This is a genomic window from Streptomyces sp. NBC_00647 (assembly GCF_045207245.1).
Lineage (GTDB): Bacteria > Actinomycetota > Actinomycetes > Streptomycetales > Streptomycetaceae > Streptomyces.
Window position 1 is genome coordinate 137,888 of record NZ_CP109040.1, and the last position, 17,202, is coordinate 155,089.

18 protein-coding genes are annotated in these 17,202 nt (G+C 67.9%); all 18 read left to right on the forward strand.

Annotated features, from left to right (window positions below; translation table 11 throughout):
- The first annotated feature begins 173 nt into the window (after positions 1–173).
- The 18 genes from OG788_RS00625 to OG788_RS00710 all read left to right on the forward strand — a co-directional run bounded on the left by OG788_RS00625 (position 174) and on the right by OG788_RS00710 (position 17,171).
- Positions 174–779 carry a hypothetical protein gene (locus OG788_RS00625; RefSeq protein ID WP_406368387.1) on the forward strand — a complete coding sequence of 202 codons (606 nt, stop codon included), beginning with the start codon at positions 174–176 and terminating at the stop codon, positions 777–779.
- The gene (locus OG788_RS00630; protein WP_406368389.1) at positions 725–1,627 is read left to right on the forward strand and encodes an ATP/GTP-binding protein; all 903 of its coding nucleotides are present in this window, start codon (positions 725–727) and stop codon (positions 1,625–1,627) included. Before OG788_RS00625 ends, OG788_RS00630 begins: the two co-directional genes overlap by 55 nt.
- Before the next feature lie 133 nt (positions 1,628–1,760).
- Positions 1,761–2,321, forward strand: a complete 561-nt coding sequence (locus OG788_RS00635; protein ID WP_406368390.1) for a hypothetical protein — start codon at positions 1,761–1,763, stop codon at positions 2,319–2,321.
- Positions 2,322–3,151: 830 nt separating this feature from the next.
- Positions 3,152–3,550, forward strand: coding sequence for a hypothetical protein (locus OG788_RS00640; RefSeq protein WP_406368392.1), 399 nt, complete (start codon positions 3,152–3,154; stop codon positions 3,548–3,550).
- Positions 3,551–4,454: 904 nt separating this feature from the next.
- Positions 4,455–4,976, forward strand: coding sequence for a hypothetical protein (locus tag OG788_RS00645; protein ID WP_406368394.1), 522 nt, complete (start codon positions 4,455–4,457; stop codon positions 4,974–4,976).
- Positions 4,970–5,857 carry an ATP/GTP-binding protein gene (locus tag OG788_RS00650; RefSeq protein WP_406368396.1) on the forward strand — a complete coding sequence of 296 codons (888 nt, stop codon included), beginning with the start codon at positions 4,970–4,972 and terminating at the stop codon, positions 5,855–5,857. Before OG788_RS00645 ends, OG788_RS00650 begins: the two co-directional genes overlap by 7 nt.
- 22 nt (positions 5,858–5,879) lie before the next feature.
- Complete coding sequence (locus OG788_RS00655) at positions 5,880–6,560, forward strand: hypothetical protein (RefSeq protein WP_406368397.1); 681 nt, start codon at positions 5,880–5,882, stop codon at positions 6,558–6,560.
- A gap of 278 nt (positions 6,561–6,838) precedes the next feature.
- Positions 6,839–7,405, forward strand: coding sequence for an ATP/GTP-binding protein (locus OG788_RS00660; protein WP_406368399.1), 567 nt, complete (start codon positions 6,839–6,841; stop codon positions 7,403–7,405).
- 135 nt (positions 7,406–7,540) lie between these two features.
- Complete coding sequence (locus tag OG788_RS00665) at positions 7,541–8,131, forward strand: SAF domain-containing protein (RefSeq protein WP_406368401.1); 591 nt, start codon at positions 7,541–7,543, stop codon at positions 8,129–8,131.
- The gene (locus OG788_RS00670; RefSeq protein ID WP_406368402.1) at positions 8,131–8,952 is read left to right on the forward strand and encodes a hypothetical protein; all 822 of its coding nucleotides are present in this window, start codon (positions 8,131–8,133) and stop codon (positions 8,950–8,952) included. Before OG788_RS00665 ends, OG788_RS00670 begins: the two co-directional genes overlap by 1 nt.
- Positions 8,942–10,423, forward strand: coding sequence for a CpaF family protein (locus OG788_RS00675; protein WP_406376640.1), 1,482 nt, complete (start codon positions 8,942–8,944; stop codon positions 10,421–10,423). Before OG788_RS00670 ends, OG788_RS00675 begins: the two co-directional genes overlap by 11 nt.
- Positions 10,420–11,379: a type II secretion system F family protein gene (locus OG788_RS00680; protein ID WP_406368404.1), complete on the forward strand. Its 960-nt coding sequence runs from the start codon at positions 10,420–10,422 to the stop codon at positions 11,377–11,379. The genes OG788_RS00675 and OG788_RS00680 overlap by 4 nt, the downstream gene beginning before the upstream one ends.
- Positions 11,376–12,260, forward strand: coding sequence for a type II secretion system F family protein (locus OG788_RS00685; protein ID WP_406368406.1), 885 nt, complete (start codon positions 11,376–11,378; stop codon positions 12,258–12,260). Before OG788_RS00680 ends, OG788_RS00685 begins: the two co-directional genes overlap by 4 nt.
- Positions 12,261–12,306: 46 nt before the next feature.
- Positions 12,307–12,522: a hypothetical protein gene (locus tag OG788_RS00690; RefSeq protein ID WP_266766103.1), complete on the forward strand. Its 216-nt coding sequence runs from the start codon at positions 12,307–12,309 to the stop codon at positions 12,520–12,522.
- 20 nt (positions 12,523–12,542) lie between these two features.
- Positions 12,543–12,947 (forward strand): TadE family protein, encoded by a 405-nt coding sequence (locus tag OG788_RS00695; protein ID WP_406368408.1) that lies wholly within the window; start codon positions 12,543–12,545, stop codon positions 12,945–12,947.
- Between the two features lie 5 nt (positions 12,948–12,952).
- Complete coding sequence (locus OG788_RS00700; protein WP_406368410.1) at positions 12,953–13,399, forward strand: TadE family protein; 447 nt, start codon at positions 12,953–12,955, stop codon at positions 13,397–13,399.
- Complete coding sequence (locus OG788_RS00705) at positions 13,399–13,848, forward strand: TadE/TadG family type IV pilus assembly protein (RefSeq protein ID WP_406368411.1); 450 nt, start codon at positions 13,399–13,401, stop codon at positions 13,846–13,848. Before OG788_RS00700 ends, OG788_RS00705 begins: the two co-directional genes overlap by 1 nt.
- Positions 13,848–17,171: a hypothetical protein gene (locus OG788_RS00710; protein WP_406368413.1), complete on the forward strand. Its 3,324-nt coding sequence runs from the start codon at positions 13,848–13,850 to the stop codon at positions 17,169–17,171. Before OG788_RS00705 ends, OG788_RS00710 begins: the two co-directional genes overlap by 1 nt.
- Positions 17,172–17,202: the final 31 nt, after the last annotated feature.

Below are 17,202 nucleotides of genomic sequence, written 5' to 3' on the forward strand. Positions count from 1 at the left end.
GTCCCGAGTTATGCATGTGAACTCGCTTACTCAGGTGGGAAGTTGACTGGCATATGCGTAACCTTGCGATCACTCAGCATTACCGCGGCTGGACCAGGCCGCGGTTCTGGGCCCCCTCACGTCGGAGGCCCAGGGGCAGCGGTCGACCGCACCGCGTCGTACGGGGAGACAACGTGACAGCTACACAACGACGCTCATCAGAGCCCAATAGCGCCGCTGTTCCCGCTAGGAAGCAGGCAACCGCACTGCTGCTCGCCGGAAGTCTGCTGGTACTGGCCGGGTGCAGCGACAGTAACGGCGACTCGGACGCGTCGTCCAAGCCCAGCACTAAACCGTCAGACGTCTCGCCGTCCCCCAGTTCCACCGTCGGTGCCGAAGATGCCGCCGTCCTCGCGGCGTACACCAGGTCCTGGGATGCGCAGACTCAGGCCTACAGCAAAGCCTCGTCCGCGGGCACCGACTTGAAGAAGACCACCACCTTGAGGGCGCTGTTCGATATTGAGCACGACCTCACGGTCATGCGGAGTGACGGACAAGTGACGACCGGAAAGCCGGTGATCAATCCGAACGTCGTCAAGGTGACCAAGGCCAAGATCCCCAAGGCCACGCTCACGGACTGCGTCGACACGACCCACTGGATCCTGATCGACAAGGCCTCGAAGAAGCCGGTCCCGCTGCCCACGACGCGGCTCATCAAATACGTCAGCACCGCAACGCTGGAAAAGTGGGGGAAGACGTGGATGGTCACGAAGTTGACCGCTCAGGAGCAAGCCTGTTAGTCCGACGTCTCGCCGCTGTCACCGGCGCTCTTGCCCTGGCCTCGGCGGGCGTCGCACACGCTGACGGTGATCCCGACATCGGTGCCGGAAAGTGCAAGGTCGTCAAGTTCTGCGTCGACGTCGGCGTCGATGACAAGACCGGAGGCAGCGGCGGGCAGGCGGGCGGCTCACAAGGCGGTAGCGAAAGCGGCGATAGCAACGTGAAGTGCAAGTACACCAAAGTCGATCCGAAGCCGCCGGCTGAATTCCCGGCCTGGAAGGGCGCCGACCCCAAGAAGAACGACCTGTACTTCTACGGGTGCACGGACGGCGGCCTCGACAATGCGGACGGCTTCGTCGTCGTGCCGACGGGTCAACAACCTCCGGTTGCGCAGGTTGACCCTCAGGTGCTGGCCCAGCGGGCGGCGGACTCCATGACTCTGCTCGGTCCGGACATAGCCAGTCCGCGCGCGGCCGGGAAGTACAGCGTGGGTGTCCCGATGTGGATGTGGGTCACCCAGAGCACCACGACGTACGGGCCGAACACCGCGTCGGCCTCGGCGGGCGGAGTCACCGTCACCGCGACCGCGAAGGTGTCGAAGCTCGTGTGGACGATGGGCGACGGCGCCTCCGTGACGTGCACCGGCCCCGGCACGCCCTACACGTCATCCGAGGGCATGGCCCAGTCCCCGACCTGCGGACACCAGTACTCCAAGACCTCAGCTGTTGGCCAGAGCGGCAAGTTCCCGGTGACTGCGACCTCGACGTGGACGATCAATTGGCAGGGCGGCGGACAAGCCGGCCAGCTCACCGAGATCCGGCAAACCAATGTGCAGGTGGCGGTCGGCGAAGTCCAGGTCGTCAGGTAACGCGCCCGGGAGGATTACGACGTTGAGTAAGACCCAGGAAACAACAGCGGTGGCCGACCGCGGGCTGCTGCAGTCGGCCGGTGTAGCCGGCCCTCTCAGTCCGTCCCGGGTGTCGGCCTGCCGCCGACCGGGCGTGATCGCCCTGTCGACGGGGCTGATCGCGGCCGGGCTGATGGCGCTGTCGGCGTGCAGTTCATCCGACGGAAAGGATGAGGCGACGGACAAGCCCTCGACGGTCTCGAAGTCGTCGACAGCGCCCGCCACCTCTGATCCGAAGGAGGCTGCGCAGAAGGAAGCGATCGCAGCGTACGAGGCGTACTGGCGGGAGATGGAAAAGCTCTACGCCGACTCCAGTGGCAAGGGCGCACGTCTTGATAGGTACGCGGCGTCCGCGGCCTTGAAGAAGGCCGAGACAGACGCCAAGCGCGCTCGTGACGGCGGCCTCATCTACGTCGGCCACGTCACGGTCACCGACCCTACGGTCACCAAGGTCGACGTCTCGGGGAAGATCCCGAACGCGACCATCTCCAACTGCCTGGACATCTCACGTTGGCGGACCGTCGACGCCAAATCCAAGAAGCCGGTGAAACTCCCGGCCAACCGGCTGACGAAGTACGTAGTCGTCTCCACCGTCGAGAAGTACCCGGCAGGCTGGCGGGTCACCAGTGATGATCCCCAGGGGAAGTCATGCTGACCGCCCGTATCGCGATCACCACGGTGACTGTCTTAGGCGCAGCGCTCGCCGCCCCCTCGACAGCTACGCGGCAGGCACCGCGGAGGGCGACGGCGGAGTCAAGTGCGGCAGGTGGAACTGCGAGGTCGAGGTCGACATCCCAGGGCAGGGCTCCGGTGGCCAAGCCGGTGGCAACGGCAGCACGGGAGGAAAGAACGGCTCGTCACACGGCAACGACGACGGTTCTGACGAGAACGCTGACGGTAACCGCCAAAGTGTCGAAATCGTCTGGACGATGGGCGACGACTCCATCGTGACGTGCACCGGCCCCGGTACGCCCTACACAGCGTCGAAGGGCATGGCCGAGTCTCCAACCTGCAGACACCTGTACTCCAAGACCTCGGCTGGTAGCCAGAGCGGCAAGTTCCCGGTGACCGCGACCTCGACGTGGACGATGCAATTGGCAGGGCGGCGGACAAGCCGGCCAGCTCACCGAGATCCGGCAAACCAATGTGCAGGTGGCCGTCGGCGAAGTTCAGGTCGTCAGGTAACGCGCCCGGGAGGACAGTACAGTGCGCAAGACCGAAGAACGTGTAGGTACAGCCCCGAACGACGTCCCTCAGCAGGGATGCGCGACAGGACCGGTGGCACCGCCCCGGGTGTCGGCCCGCCGCCGTCCGGGCGTGTTTTCCCTATCGCTGGGGCTGATCACGGCTGGCCTGATGGCGCTGTCCGCGTGTAGCAGTGACGGGGGTTCCGACAGCCCCGCAAAGCAGCCATCGGCCACGAGCAGTTCGGCACACCCGTCGGCGTCGCCGAGCGCCGACCCCCAGACCGCTGGACGCAAGGATGTGCTGGCGACCTACAGCGCGTTCTGGGACGAGCAAGTCAAGGCCTACAACCAGGCGGACATCAAAGGCACCGACCTGAAGAAGTACGCCACCAAGAAGGCGCTAGGCCAGGCCATGGTCGACGTCCTGGTCATGCAGCAGGCGGGCACCGCCACTAAGGGCGCCCCCACGCACCGGGCCGAGGTCACGTCCCTGACGCTGACCGAATCGGTCCCCAAGGCGACTGTGCGGGACTGCCTGGACATCTCTCACTGGAACACGATCAAGAAGAAGTCGGGGCAGGTGAAGCCATTCCCGTCGGCGCAGCCCCTGCGCTACATGACCACGGCCAAGGCGGAGAGATGGGGGAAACAGTGGCTGATCGCAGAGGTCACACCGGATGGGAAGCAGACATGCTGAGACGCCCCGTTTTAGCGCTCTTCTTAGCGGATGCCGCCACCGCCGTCTGCATCGCCCCCAGCGTCGCGAGTGACGACGATCCTGTCATCGGCGGTGACTGCGAGGGCGTGGGCCAGTACGTAACCGTGTGCCGGGAGCAGCCCGGATCGCCAGGCGGAGCCCATCCCAGCGGAGATCCGGGCAAGCATTCTGGCAAGAGAAGCCCAAGCCGCAGATCTGTGCGGTGGAGCGCCTCGATCCCCAGCCTCCCGCGAGCGGTCCGGCGTGGAAGGGGCACAAGCCGGGTGACGGCGCCATCTACACACGGGTCTGCATCAGTGATGCCCTCGGGGCGAGGAATTGGACGTTGAGCGAGCGGTGCCGGGACGCGGGCCGTCTCGCGCATCGGGAGTGCCTGCGTGGTCGAGGGGATCGGGGACTTCAACCTGGACGACCTGAACCTGGTACGCCACCGGTTCCCGGGCAGGCGCGTCACGCTCGACGGAGACGTGATCACCGTGTGGCCGACCGCCCACCGACCACTCATCGCTTCCGGTGAATGCTCGCGTTCATCCACCCCCTTCATTCGACATTCAACTGCCGAAATTCCCGAGCAAAGGTACACGACTACAAATCGACTTCTGGTTTCGGAAGTGACCGAATACGTCCCGAGTTATGCACGTGAACTCGCTTACTCAGGTGGGAAGTTGACTGGCATCTGCGTAATCTTGCGGCTACGCAAACGCATCACCGCAGCTCGACCAGGCCGCGGAGGGTGCACCGTCGCCCTGCCCAGGCGTTCAGGGCAGCGGCCATCTCGCACCGCGTCTCACGGGGGGACAACGTGACACAAGCACCACGACGCCCGTCAGGGCCTGCTTCTGTTCGCATCCAAGCGACCGCCGCGCTACTCGTGAGCGGGCTGATGGCCTTGGCCGCCTGCGGAAGTGGCGACGACTCCGGGAGAACCGAGGAGAGTCCCTCCACGCGAACCAGCGCCCCGGCCCCCGCAACATCTTCGGCCGACCCAGAGGCGACCGCCAGGCTGCAACTCCTGAGCACCTATCGGCACTACTGGGACGAGAAGGCCGCCGCCTACTCCAAGGCGAGCATGAGCGGCACCGAGCTGGAGAGGTACGCCAAGGGCAACGCGCTGGGCCTGGCGCAGAGCGATCTGAAGAACCTCAAGACGTCCGGGCAGATAACGGCGGGCAAACCCCGGATCGATCCGAAGGTCACCAGCCTGGATCTGCAGAAGAAGGTTCCACTGGCAAAGATCACCGACTGTGTTGACGTCTCGACATGGAAGGTCCTGGACGCCAAGACGAAGAGCGAAGTGGCCCTGCCCAAGAACCGCCGCACCAAGTACGTGAGCAACGTGACCGCAGAGAAGTGGGGGAAGCGGTGGATCGTTCTGGACGTCAAACCGCAAGACCACGCATGCTGAGCCACATTGCAGACACCGTCGGCGCCGCGCTCTTACTGGCCGCGGCGGCCACGACGACCGCGGCCGCCGCTCCTGATCCGAAGCCGTCGACCGGCGTCGGTAGTTGCACCATCGTCGAGATCTGCGTCGGCGCCGGGGTCGGCGGATCGCAAGGATCGGACGACGGCAAATCCCCGCCCCCGGGCAAGGGCACTGGCAAGCCGCCCGTGCCGGGACCGTGCATCGTGACCCGGATGGATCCGCAGCCCCCGGCCGGAAGTTCGGTGTGGGATGGGCACGATCCCGGCGACGGCGCCATCTACACCCGGATCTGCCCGCTGGCCATCGCCGGCGCGGGAGCCGCCGGAGGTCTGATGGGACCGCCGGAAACCTTCTGGTCGGCCACCCCGCCCGCCGCCACCATCGACCCTGCACAACTGGCACAGCAGGCGCTCGACAAGATGACGCTCCTAGGACCGGACATCGCCAGCCCGGCCACGGCCGGCAAGTACGTCGTCGGTCTGCCGATGTGGATGTGGGTGAACAAAAGCCAGACCTCTTACGGCCCGAACACCGCCAGTGCATCCGCTGGCGGTGTGACCGTGACCGCAACCGCCACCGTCGCAAAGATCGTCTGGAAGACGGGCGACGGCTCAGCCGTCACCTGTAACGGGCCTGGCACGCCGTACAAAGCCGCCTACGGCAAACAGGAGTCCCCTACCTGCGGCCACACCTACACCAGTACCTCGGCCTCGCAGGCCGACGGCAAATACACGGTGACCGCTACGTCGACGTGGACGGTGGACTGGCAGGTGGCCGGCGGCGGCGAGACCGGCCAACTCAGCGCGATCAGGCAGTCTCAGGAACAGGTAGCGATCGGCGAACTGCAGGTCGTCAGGTAGGGCCGCCGGAAGGAATACGACGTTGAGCAAGACGAAGGAATCAACAGCGGTGGCCGACCGTGGGCTGCCACCGCAGGGCAAAGCGGCTGGCCCCGCCAGCCCGCCCCGAGTGTCGGCCCGCCGCCGTCCGGGCGTGATCGCTCTGTCGCTGGGGCTGATCACGGCCGGCCTGACGGCGCTGTCTGCGTGCAGCAACGACAGAGACTCGGGCGACAGCGCCAAGCCGTCAGCCATGCCGCCGTCTGCCGTGTCGCCGAACTCGCCGTCGCCGAGTCCGAGCACTTCTGAGTCGGTAGACCAAGCCGCCGTCCTTAACGCGTACAGCCGTATGTGGGACGAGCAGGTCAAGGCGTATGCGAAGGGTGACACGAAAGGAACAGACCTCAGCCAGTACGCCGCGGCGCTCGCATTGTCGGGCACCGAGGACGATCTGAAGGACCTGCGGTCGAAGGGCATCGTGACCACCGGCGCGCCTGCGCACAAGACCGCGGTCGACGCGCTGGAGATGGACAAGAAGGTTCCCCACGCGATGCTGACGGACTGCATGGACAGCGCCAACTGGGAGTTCGTCTACCGCAAGTCCGGCAAGCCCGTGGAAATGCCGAAGGACCGGCTCGTTCGCTACGTGACGAAGGTCGAAGCAGAGAAGTGGGGGAAGCAGTGGAAGATCGTGGACGTCGTTCCACAGCAGCGCGCCTGCTGACACACGTTGGCCTCGGTCTGGCCACTGCGGTGGTGGCGTCGCTAGTTGCTCCGGCGCAGGCCTTAGCCAGCCCGCCGGAAGGCGGCGGCTGTGGCAGCGCGGGCAAGTGGGTGGTGTGCGAAGCGGACGACGGCTCATCGGCCTCGGGATCTGGTTCACAGCCTGCCGATACCGGAAGTGGCAACACCAGCAAACCCGTATGTAGCGTCAAGAAGCTGCAGCCGCAGCCCCCGCCGGGAAGCATGTATTGGGAGGACAAGTCCTCCAAGGACGGGGCCGTGTACGAGCGCAGATGCGAGAACGGCCCAGGCGGAGCCCCGGTCATCGACACGTTCGTCGCCGACACACCACCAGGTGAACCCGCCGTCGACCCTGCCGTGGTCGCGCAACAGGCCGTCGCAAAGATGAAACTCGCCGGCCCCGAGATCGCCAGCCCGCGCGCAGCCGGCACGTACATCGTGGGCGTCCCGATGTGGATGTGGGTGCACAAGGGCCCCACCACGTACGGGCCGAATACCGCCTCAGCCACGGCGGGAGGCGTGACGGTGACCGCGACAGCCAAGGTGACGAAGATCGTCTGGCGGATGGGTGACGGATCAACCGTGACCTGCAACGGACCCGGTACGAGGTACACGGCTTTCTACGGCAAGCAGGCGTCGCCGACCTGCGGCCACACCTACAGCCGCACGTCCGCCGACCAGAAAGGTGGGAAGTACCCCGTCGCCGCGACCGCTACCTGGGCGGTCGACTGGCAGGTCAACGGCGGTGGTGGGACGGGCCAGTTCACCGAGGCCAGGCAGTCGCAGGCGCAGGTAGCAATCGGCGAGGTACAGGTCGTCAGGTAGGCCGCCGGAAGGAATACGACGTTGAGTAAGACGAAGGAATCAACAGCGGTGGCCGACCGTGGGCTGCCACCGCAGGGCAGAGCGGCTGGCCCCGTCAGCCCGCCCCGAGTGTCGGCGCGCCGCCGCCGTCCCGGCGTGATCGCCCTGTCTTTGGGGCTGATCGCGGCGGGCGGTGCTGGCGTGGCGGTCCTGCTGCTCCAGGTTGGGCACCGCACCGAGGTCGTCACTGTGGTCCGTGACGTGCAGGTCGGCCAGGTTCTCACCGAGCAGGACCTGGGCAAGGCGTCCATCGCCCTGGACCCGGCGGTGAAGGCGGTTCATGCCAGTGACCTGGACCAGGTGGTGGGCAAGCGGGCCGCCGTAGAGCTCAGGCCCGGCTCGATTCTGGCCCCGTCGCAGGTGACCAAGGACAGTCTCGTGAAGGCGGGCGAGCAGCTGGTGCCGATCGGGCTCAAGCCGGAGCAGATCCCGGCGACGGTGCTGGTGCCGGGCCAGAAGGTCCAGCTGGTCCATGTGCCCGTCCAGGGCGAGACCGGGACGGGCAAGGCATCGGATAGCCCGCCGCAGACGCTCCCCGGCCGCGTGGTGAAGGCCTCCGGCGCAGCCCCGGGTACTGGGGTCGTGGTCGTCGACGTCGCGACGTCGGCCGATGATGGGCCGACTGTGGCGGCGTGGGTGTCGGCTGGCACGCTGCGTCTGGTCCTCGCTGCTCCGGACGGCCGCTGATGGCGGTGATAGCACTCGCCGGGTGCAGCGGGGCGCCTGGTGTGACGACGAGCGCGCTCGCGCTGCTGCTGGCCTGGCCGTTGGAGCCGGGGCGGCGGATGATTTTGGCCGAGTGTGATCCGGACGGCGGGGCTGTGTTGCACGGGTTGTTGCAGGGCACGCTCGGTGACCGGTACGGGCTGCCCAATCTGTCGGTGGCGGCGCGCAAGGGCGAGTTCGGTGAGGCGTTCTGGCGCCAGTTGATCGACTTGAACGGCGAGGACGGTCCGCGGGACTCGTCGCCTGACCGGCTGCTGCTGCCGGGCATCACCGATCCCGGGCAGGCCGCGAGTCTCGGTTCGGTGTGGAAGGCCCTGGCGCAGATGTTCCGCGGTATCGAAGCGGAGCACGGCCACGATGTCCTGCTCGACCTCGGCCGCCGCGGCGCGTTCGGCCCGTCCGGTGTCCTGGCCGAGCAGGCCGACGCGGTGCTGGTGGTGGTGCGCAACACCTTGCGCTGCCTGCAGGCGGCGCAAGGGCGGGTGCGCCAGTTGGAGGAGCGGGTCGGAGACGTGGGGCTGTTGGTCATCGATGAGGGTCCCTACCCGGCGGGCGAAGTCCAGCGGGTGCTGCAGGCTCCGGTGGTGGCGACGCTGCCCTACGCGCCGAAGGACGCCCGTGTTCTGTCCGATGGTGATGAGCAGTCGCGGCACTTCACCAGGTCAAATCTGATGAAGGCGGCTCGAACGACTGGCGCCCTGCTGGTGCAGCGGGCTGCTGTCCGGCGTGCTCGCCTCGATCCGCGTGCCGCGTTCGCTTCGGGGGTGCCCGGTGCGCGGTAGGCCCTTGCACGCCGACCCTACGGTGGCCCCGCCGCCCGGTCCTCGCCCGGCCAAGGCGGCACCTGCCGGTGCCGGTGCTGCCGCAAGTACGCACGCACTCGGCAGCTCAACGCCGCAGGTCACGGTGGACTATCGGGTTGCCCGGCACATTGCCGCCCAAGTGGCCAAGCAGCGTGAGGAACTGCTGAAGAGCACGCCGGACATGGACCGGGCCGGCGAGGAGCAGCGCTGTCTGGACTGGATCAATGAGGCGGTCGCGCTGTGGTCGGATGCCCAGGCGATGACGCCGCAGCAGGACGAGGCTCTGCGCCGTGGCGTCTATGACCTGCTCTTTAGGGCGGGCCGGCTTCAGCCGTACTTGGACGATGAGCGGGTCGAGGACATCATCATCCAGGGCCCGAGTGAGGTGTGGCTGGACTACGGCGACGGTGAGCGCCGCATGGTCGGGCCGATCGCCGACTCGGAGGAGGAATTGCTCGAGTTGTTGCGGGAGTTGGCTCGGGGTTCGGGGCACAACGAGCGGACTATCTCCACCGCGAACCCAACGCTCGCCCTGTCGTTGCAGGATGGTTCTCGCCTTCAGGCGATTACGGGTCTGGGGCCGATGACGTATGCGGTTATCCGCCGGCACCGGGTCTCCCAGGCCGATCTGGATCATCTGGTTCGTCTCGGCACGATCGATCCGGTGCTGCGGGAGTTCCTCGGGGCGTGCGTGCGCGCGGAGAAGAACATCATGATCGCGGGCAAGCAGAAGGCGGGTAAGACGACTCTGCTGCGGGCGATGCTTAAGGAGTTCGACCCAGAGACGCGGTTCGCGACCATTCAGACTGAGGATGAGCTGTTCGCCCATGCCAACGGCTATCACCGCCAGGTCGTCTCCCTGGTCGGCCGCGAGTCCAACGGCGAGCGCGACGTCACCGGTCGCAGTGCCGGTGAGGTCACTCTGCTGGACTTGATGCATCCGGCTTTGCGGATGTCGTTGGAGCGGATTGTGGTCGGTGAGGTCCGTGGCCCCGAGGTCGTGGCGATGATGCAGGCGCTGACGAATGGATCCGGCGGCAATCTGTGCACCATCCACGCTCGCCGACCCGACATCGTCTTCGACAGGATCGCCGAGCTGTACGCGCTCGCCCAGGAGAACCTGTCCGAGGCTCTGGCCTACCGGCAGACTGCGAACGGTCTGGACTTCGTCGTGTACGTCGACATGACTGATGAGACGCAGATCGGTGGCCGCCGTCACCGTTACGTCTCTCACGTCTTGGAGTTGACCGGGATCGGCGAGAACGGACGCCCGGCTACGAACGAGATCTTCTCCCCCGGCGCCGAGTTCGGTGAGTTGCGGGCGGTGCCGCGGATGGACCCGGGGTGCGTCGACGATCTGCGCCGCGTCGGCTTCGATTCCACCTTGCTCCAGCAGCCCTACGGGGCCTGGTCTGCGCCCTTGCCGCTCAGGGTGGTGGCTGGGCGATGACGCTGCTGTGGGCGCTGCTCAGCGGCATGACCCTGGTTGCCGGGCTGATCGGTGTCGTGGCGGGCCTGGTGGGTACAACGGCTCCGCGTCGGGCTCCGCTGCGCCAGCGATGGCTGGGCAGGCGGAACGGGCCCGGCCAGAGCGAGAATGCCCGGCTGCGCCGGCGGACTTTCACTGCCGCGGCGGTCGCTGTGTTCGTTGTGGTGTGGCTGGTCTCGGGGAACTTCGTGGGCGGTGCGCTGCTCGGTGCGGCCACGGTCGGCGTGCCGTGGCTGATCAGCCCGGCGCAGCTTGCGCAGGAACGCATCGGTGCGCTGGAGGGTTTGTCCGAGTGGACTCAGCGGCTGGCGGGTCTGCTCCGTCTGGGCATGGGCCTGGAGCAGGCGATGATCACCAGCCGTCAGGGGGCGCCGGAGGAACTCGCCGGGCAGATCACCAACCTGTCGGATCGGCTGAGGCTGGGCTGGCGGCCGCAGGAAGCGCTCCGCGCGTTCGCTGAGGAACTCGGCGACGTCACTGCGGACAAGGTGGTTGCCGCGCTCATCTTGTCGGTCAACGACCGGGGGCCGGGTCTGGCGCAGGCGTTGGAGGACCTGGCGGGCACGGTCCGTGAGGAGGTCGCCAAGAAGCGCGCCATCGAGGCGGACCGGGCGAAGCCTCGCACGACGGTGCGGTGGATGACCATCATCACGGTCGGTGTGGTGGTGGCCGGGTTCTTCGTCCCGTCCTACACACGCCCCTACTCCACGCTTCTCGGGCAGCTCGTACTCGCCTTCTTGACGGCCGGGTTCGTCGGTGTCCTCGCTCTGATGCGGCAGTTGGGCAACTTTCGCCGCATCCCGCGCTTCCTGGTCGCCGACCCGGCAAGCACCGTTCGGCTGCCCGCCCCCGCCCCCGCCTCGGAGCCGGACCAGCTGCAAAAGCCTGGCCGGTTGCCCGAAGGAGCCACCCCGTGAATCTGCTTCCTGTCGTGGCGTCCGGTGGCACAGTCGGCGCGGGCCTGGCCCTGCTGATTCGTGAACTGCTGCGCCCTCAGCCCGCATTGGCGCCGGCTCTCGCACGCAGCGCCCCGGCGACGTTGACCATGCCGGAGCCGGAGCTGGACCGTGACGAGGTGTGGGGCCGGTGGCTGCTGGCTCGCCTTGAACGGCTTCCGGGTGTTCGGGTGCCTGCCGTCAATCTGGCGTTGATCGGGCAGGGTCCGGGTCAGTTCATGCTCAAGAAGGTGGCGTTGGCCGCGCTGGGCCTGCTGTGCCCGGTGATCGCGACGATTCCGTGGATCATCGCCGGGGTGGGCCTGCCGTTCTACGTTCCCGCCGGCGTCGGACTCATCGTCGCCGGCCTGCTGTTCATCACCCCGGACCTCGCGGTGCGGGACCAGGCGAAGCGGGCGCGGGAGGAGTTCGCGCACGCCCTGTCCGCCTACTTGGACCTGGTCGCGCTCAAGCGCGCTGCTGACGCCGGCCCTGCGGAGGCGCTGGAGAAGGCCGCCGAGGTCGGCCGCGGCTGGCCCTTCCTGTTCCTGCAAGGTGCGCTGCGCCGGGCCAGGTTGGAGAAGATCCCGCCGTATCAGGCACTCACGGAGCTCGCCGCCGAATACAACCTGCCCGTCCTGGGCGACGTCGCCGACATCATGCGCGGCTCGGCGACCGACGGCGCCGCCGTCTACAAAGCGCTACGCGCCCGCACTGCCGCGCTCAATGCCGAACTCCTGGCCGATCAGGCCGCTGAGGCGAATGCCGCCAGCGAGAAGATGACCGCCCCGGGCGCCCTGCTCGCCGTGCTGGTGATGCTGCTGATGGCCTTCCCCGCGGTGATCCGCATGCTGACCGTCTGAGACCAAGTCGACCCACCCATGCTTCAGAGAGGAAGAGGAAGAGATCATGAGGAACACCGCAGCCCGCACGTACCGTGCCGTGTACTGGCTGACGAGCCGTCTGCAGGACGGGCTGGAGGAGGCCAGGCGCCGGCCGGACCGTGGGGACATCAGCACGACCACCGTCATCATCTGGGTGGCTGCCGTCACCGGTGCTGTGCTCATCGCGGGAAGCATCGCCGTGGTGATTGCCAAGTACAACGGCAAGCTCTCGGGCCTTTGATGTCGGCTCCCGCACGGCTGATGGATTGGTGGCAGGGGCGGCGCTGGAGCGATGACCGGGGTGACACGTCCATCCAGATGGCGATCGTCTTCCCCTTCGTACTGCTCGCCACGATCGCCGTCGTCCAGGCGTCCATGTGGTACTTCGCCCGGCAGATCGCCCTGACCGCTGCCCGCGAAGGGGCCGGCGTCGCCCGCGCTTACCAGGCCGGCCCCGGTGACGGAGCGGCCCGGGCACGGGACGTCCTGGAACGGACAGCGGGTGACAGCCTGCGCGGCTACAGCGTCGCTGCTGGCAGCGACGGGCAGCGGGTGCGGGTGCAGGTCTCCGGGACAGCCATGTCGATGATCCCTGGCGTGGCCGGGTTGCAGGTCACCCAGTCCGCGTCCGGAGCGGTGGAACGCTGGACGGTCCCAGGGGAGTGAGCAGTATGCGAGTGGCCTGGTGGCCTGGCGGTCGCCGCGATGATGGCAGTGTCGCGATTGAGGCTGCCATCGTCCTCCCGTCCTTGATCATGTTCTTGTGTCTGGCCATCGCCGGCGGGCGGATCGTCACCTCGAGCGCAAAGGTTGACGCGGCTGCCGAGGATGCAGCGCGGGAGGCGTCCATCCACCGCACTGCGGCCTCCGCACAGAGTGCTGCGCGGGCAGCGGCAGCAGAATCCCTGAACGACCAGGGCATCGCCTGCTCGTCAACGAGCGTGCACGTCAACACCGGTGGCCTCAGTGTGCCGGTGGGCCAGGTCGGGACGGTGACCGTGACGGTGAGCTGCACCGTCCAGTTGTCCGATCTTCTGCTGCCGGGGGCGCCGGGTGCCCGGACGCTGACGTCCACGGCGACGTCGGTCGTGGATCTGTACCGGCAGCGGGGGGCCTGATGATCTTCCGGTGTGCGATAGGCCCCTGCGCGCGTGATGACCGTGGGGGTGTCACGGTGTTCGTCGCCGTGTGCGTGCTCGCGCTGATCGGCATCATCGGCGTGGCTGTCGATGGCGGGGCGAAGATGGCCGCCACCGAACGCGCCGACTACGTGGCGGGTGAGGCCGCCCGGGCGGGTGGCCAGGCCATCGATCCCGCCCGGGCCATCACGGGCAAGGCGATCACCGTCGATCCGCAGGACGCGCTGGCCGCCGCGCAGGCTTATCTGCGCTCTGTCGGGGCCGCGGGCACCGTCAGCGTGTCCGGTGACGGCAAGAAGGTCACTGTCACCGTGAACGGCTCCAGCGACACGGCCTTCCTGTCGGCCGTCGGGATCGGCTCGCTGCCGGTGACCGGCCATGCCACCGCCACCCTCTTGCACGGCGTCACAGCACCCGAAGGAACCTGATGCGCAACCGCACCCTTGGCCGGCTGTTCAAGGCCGTCGTGAGTCTGCTCGTCCTGGTCGTCGCGGTCGGCGGGCTGCCGCTGCTGCTGGCCTGGGTCACCCCGGTGATTTGGGCGTCCAGTCACGACGACCTGGCGCACCTGCTGGACCGGCAGGACACCGGGGCCGTGTTCTTGCTCGTGCTGGTCGTGGTCGGCTGGATCGGGTGGGCGCAGTTCACGTTCTGTACGCTGCGGGAGCTGGTCGCGCAGTTGCGCGGCCGCCGTTGGCAGGCCCCGCGCGGGCTGGGCGCCTCGCAGCGCGCCGCTGCTCTTCTGGTCGGGAGCATCCTGGTCTTGTTGCCTACGGGTTCGGCTCTGGCTTCCGATGCGCAGGCTGCGACAACCGCCTCGGCCACCCGCGTCCCTGGCCAGGCTCCTCAGACCTCACAGTCCTCCCGGGTTGTCCAAGCGTCTTCTGCTGCACAGGCGTCGAGCCCGTCGTACACGGTGCGCGAGATGCGGCCTGCGGAGAGCTTGTGGAGCATCGCTGAGCGGGAGTTGGGCGATGGGGAACGGTGGCGGGAGATCGCCGACCTGAACGAGGGGCATGCCATGGCCGGCGGGCACGTCTTTCGGTCCAACAGCTTCCTGCAGCCGGGCTGGAAGCTGGCCATGCCTGAAAGTCTGGGGCCTCAGGGACTGCGGGCGCAGACCGATGGGCGTGCGTCGGTGGCTGCTGAGAAGGGCGAGCGCGTCGTCACGGTTCATTCCGGTGACTCCCTGTCGAAGATTGCCGAGAATGAGGTCGGCGACGGCGGCGCGTGGCCCGCCCTGTTCGAGGCCAGCAAGGGCCAGCGGCAGCCGGACGGGCTGCCTGCTATCACCGATCCCGACATGATCTATGCGGGCCAGCACGTCACTGTGCCGGGCGCCCGCCCCGACCAGGACAGCCCGCCGGTGGACCGCCCGGGGAGCAACGGCAGCGAGCCGCCCTCCGCGTCACACACTCCGCCCGACCAAAAGCCCTCCGAGGGCCCCGGCGGGCAGGACGACATGCCAGCCGCAACGCCGAGTCAGAGCGCCGCGCCCCCATCGTCAGCCCCGAGGACGCCGTCAGCCTCGAGCACGCCGTCGGCCGCCAGCGCAGCCCCGCACGAGTCGGCGGAGCCCGCCGCCCCCACATCGCAGCCCGCCACCCCTTCTCCCGAGGGCGCCGAGCCGGCCCCGGCCACCAGCCTGCTGAATCTGCGTACCGTCGTGGGTGCCGGCGCGCTGTTGGCGGCCGCCGTTACTGCGGCCCTCGCGCTGCGTAGGACGCTGCAGCGCAGGCGCCGCAAGCCGGGCGAGACGATCGCCATCACAGCGCAGACCGCGCCCGCCGAGGCGCAGCTCGCGGCGGCCGCCGAACCCTCCGGTGTGGCTCACCTTGACGTGGTGCTGCGCACGATGGTCCACGCCGCTGAGCAGGACGGCCGGGCGGTGCCGGTCCTGCGGGCTGCGCGTCTGGATGCCCGCACCGTCCATGTGCTGCCCGATGACCTTGCGTCCGCACCGCAGGTGCCGTTCGTGGCGGGTGCAGCCGGTTGGTGGCGACTCGATGCCGGCGTCGAGCTCTTGGATGAGGAGAAGGCCCGCACGATTGCGGCGCCGTGTCCGGCCTTGGTCACGGTGGGCAGTGCGGAGTCCGGTGATCTCGTCCTGGCCGATCTGGCCCGGATGCCCGTCGTGTTGCTGGACGGCAATCCGGTGCATATCAGCGAGGTGTGCACGTCGCTGGCGCTGGAGTTGGGCATGAGCCCGTGGGCGCGGGATGTCGAGGTTGTCGCGGTCGGGTTCGGCGAGGACCTCCCGCACCTGCTGCCGAATTCCCGGATCGCGCACATGCGCCAGCCCGCGCACGCGCTGCGTGATCTGACCGAGCGGCTGCTGGAAGTTCACCAGATGCCCGAGACCGCCGACCACCCGTATGTGGTGCTGTGTGCGAGCGCGCTGGATGACGACACGGCCTGGCAGTTCGCCGACGTCCTGGGAAAGGCCCCGCAGATTCCGGTCACGTTGATCGCCCCGACCGGCACCACCGCAGGTCACTTCCCGGAGGCGGACATCCTCGCCGTCTCCGCGCAGACACCGCAGCGCTTCGACCCACTCGGCATCGACATCACCGTGCAGCGTCTGGAACACGCCGCCTACCAGCAGATCATCACCGCCCTCGCCGTCTCCGGGCAGCCCGCAAACGAGGCGGAGGGAGCCTGGCAGCACGTTCCTGGCGAGCCCAGCGCCACGGGGCGGCGGGCCGAGCCGAGCTCGCAGGAGGATCTGCCCGGCGACAACGGCACGATGTCCCCACCGGTCCAAAACGGCTCAGGAGCGGCCGGCTCGGACGCCGACGATGCCGTGTTCCCTGCCTTGTTGAAGGCGTCAGCCGATCCTGGCGCACTGTCGCTTGCGCACGCATTGCCTGCCGCCACCGGCGGCATCGAGCCCCTGCTGACGGTCGAAGAGGCGAGCACAGGCGAGGCAGACGCCAGCGGCGCACAACGAACGCAGACCCAGGCGCCCGCTGATGAGGATGCCGGCGAGGCGAGCGTCTCGCTGGACAGCGGTCCGGAGATCCGGGTGCTGGGGCCGGTGGATGTGGACGGTCTTGGCCGCACCGGTCATGGACCGCGCACCGCTCAGCTCGCCGCACTCCTCTACTTCCGCCCCAACCGCACTGCCGACGTCCTGTGCGCCGATATGGACCCGATCAGTCCCTGGTCGACTGCCACGCTCAACGCCCGTCTGCAGGGCCTGCGCCGAGCGTTGGGCAACGATGCGAACGGCGAGGCGTACGTGCCGCGCCGCCGCCACGCAGACGACCCCTACACGCTCGCCGACGGCGTGCGGTGCGACTGGACCCGCTTCGTCCAACTCGCCGAACGGGCACTGCCCCAGGGTCCGCTAGGGCTGGCGGACCTGGAGGAGGCTCTGTCCCTCGTGCGGGGGCGCCCCTTCGGTACTCGGGCGCCGGCGTGGGCCGAGCCGCACCAGCAGGAGATGACCACCCGCATCATCGACGTCGCCCACACCATCGCCACCCACCGCACGCAGAAGGGCGTTCACTACGATCTCGGCGCCGCACGCAAAGCCATCGTGACCGGCCTTGACGTTGATGAGACAGCGGAACTGCTGTACCGGGACTGGCTGATCGTCGAATGGATGGCCGGGAACCGGCCCGGCCTGCACACCGCGATCACCCGCATCCAACACGTCACGCAGGCTCTCGACTGCGACCTCGAGCTGGAAACCGAACAGCTCATCCAAGAGCTCCTCACCACCAGCCGCAAGGCCCCCACCCCATGATCACTTCTCAGTGGATCGGCCACCCAGGCCA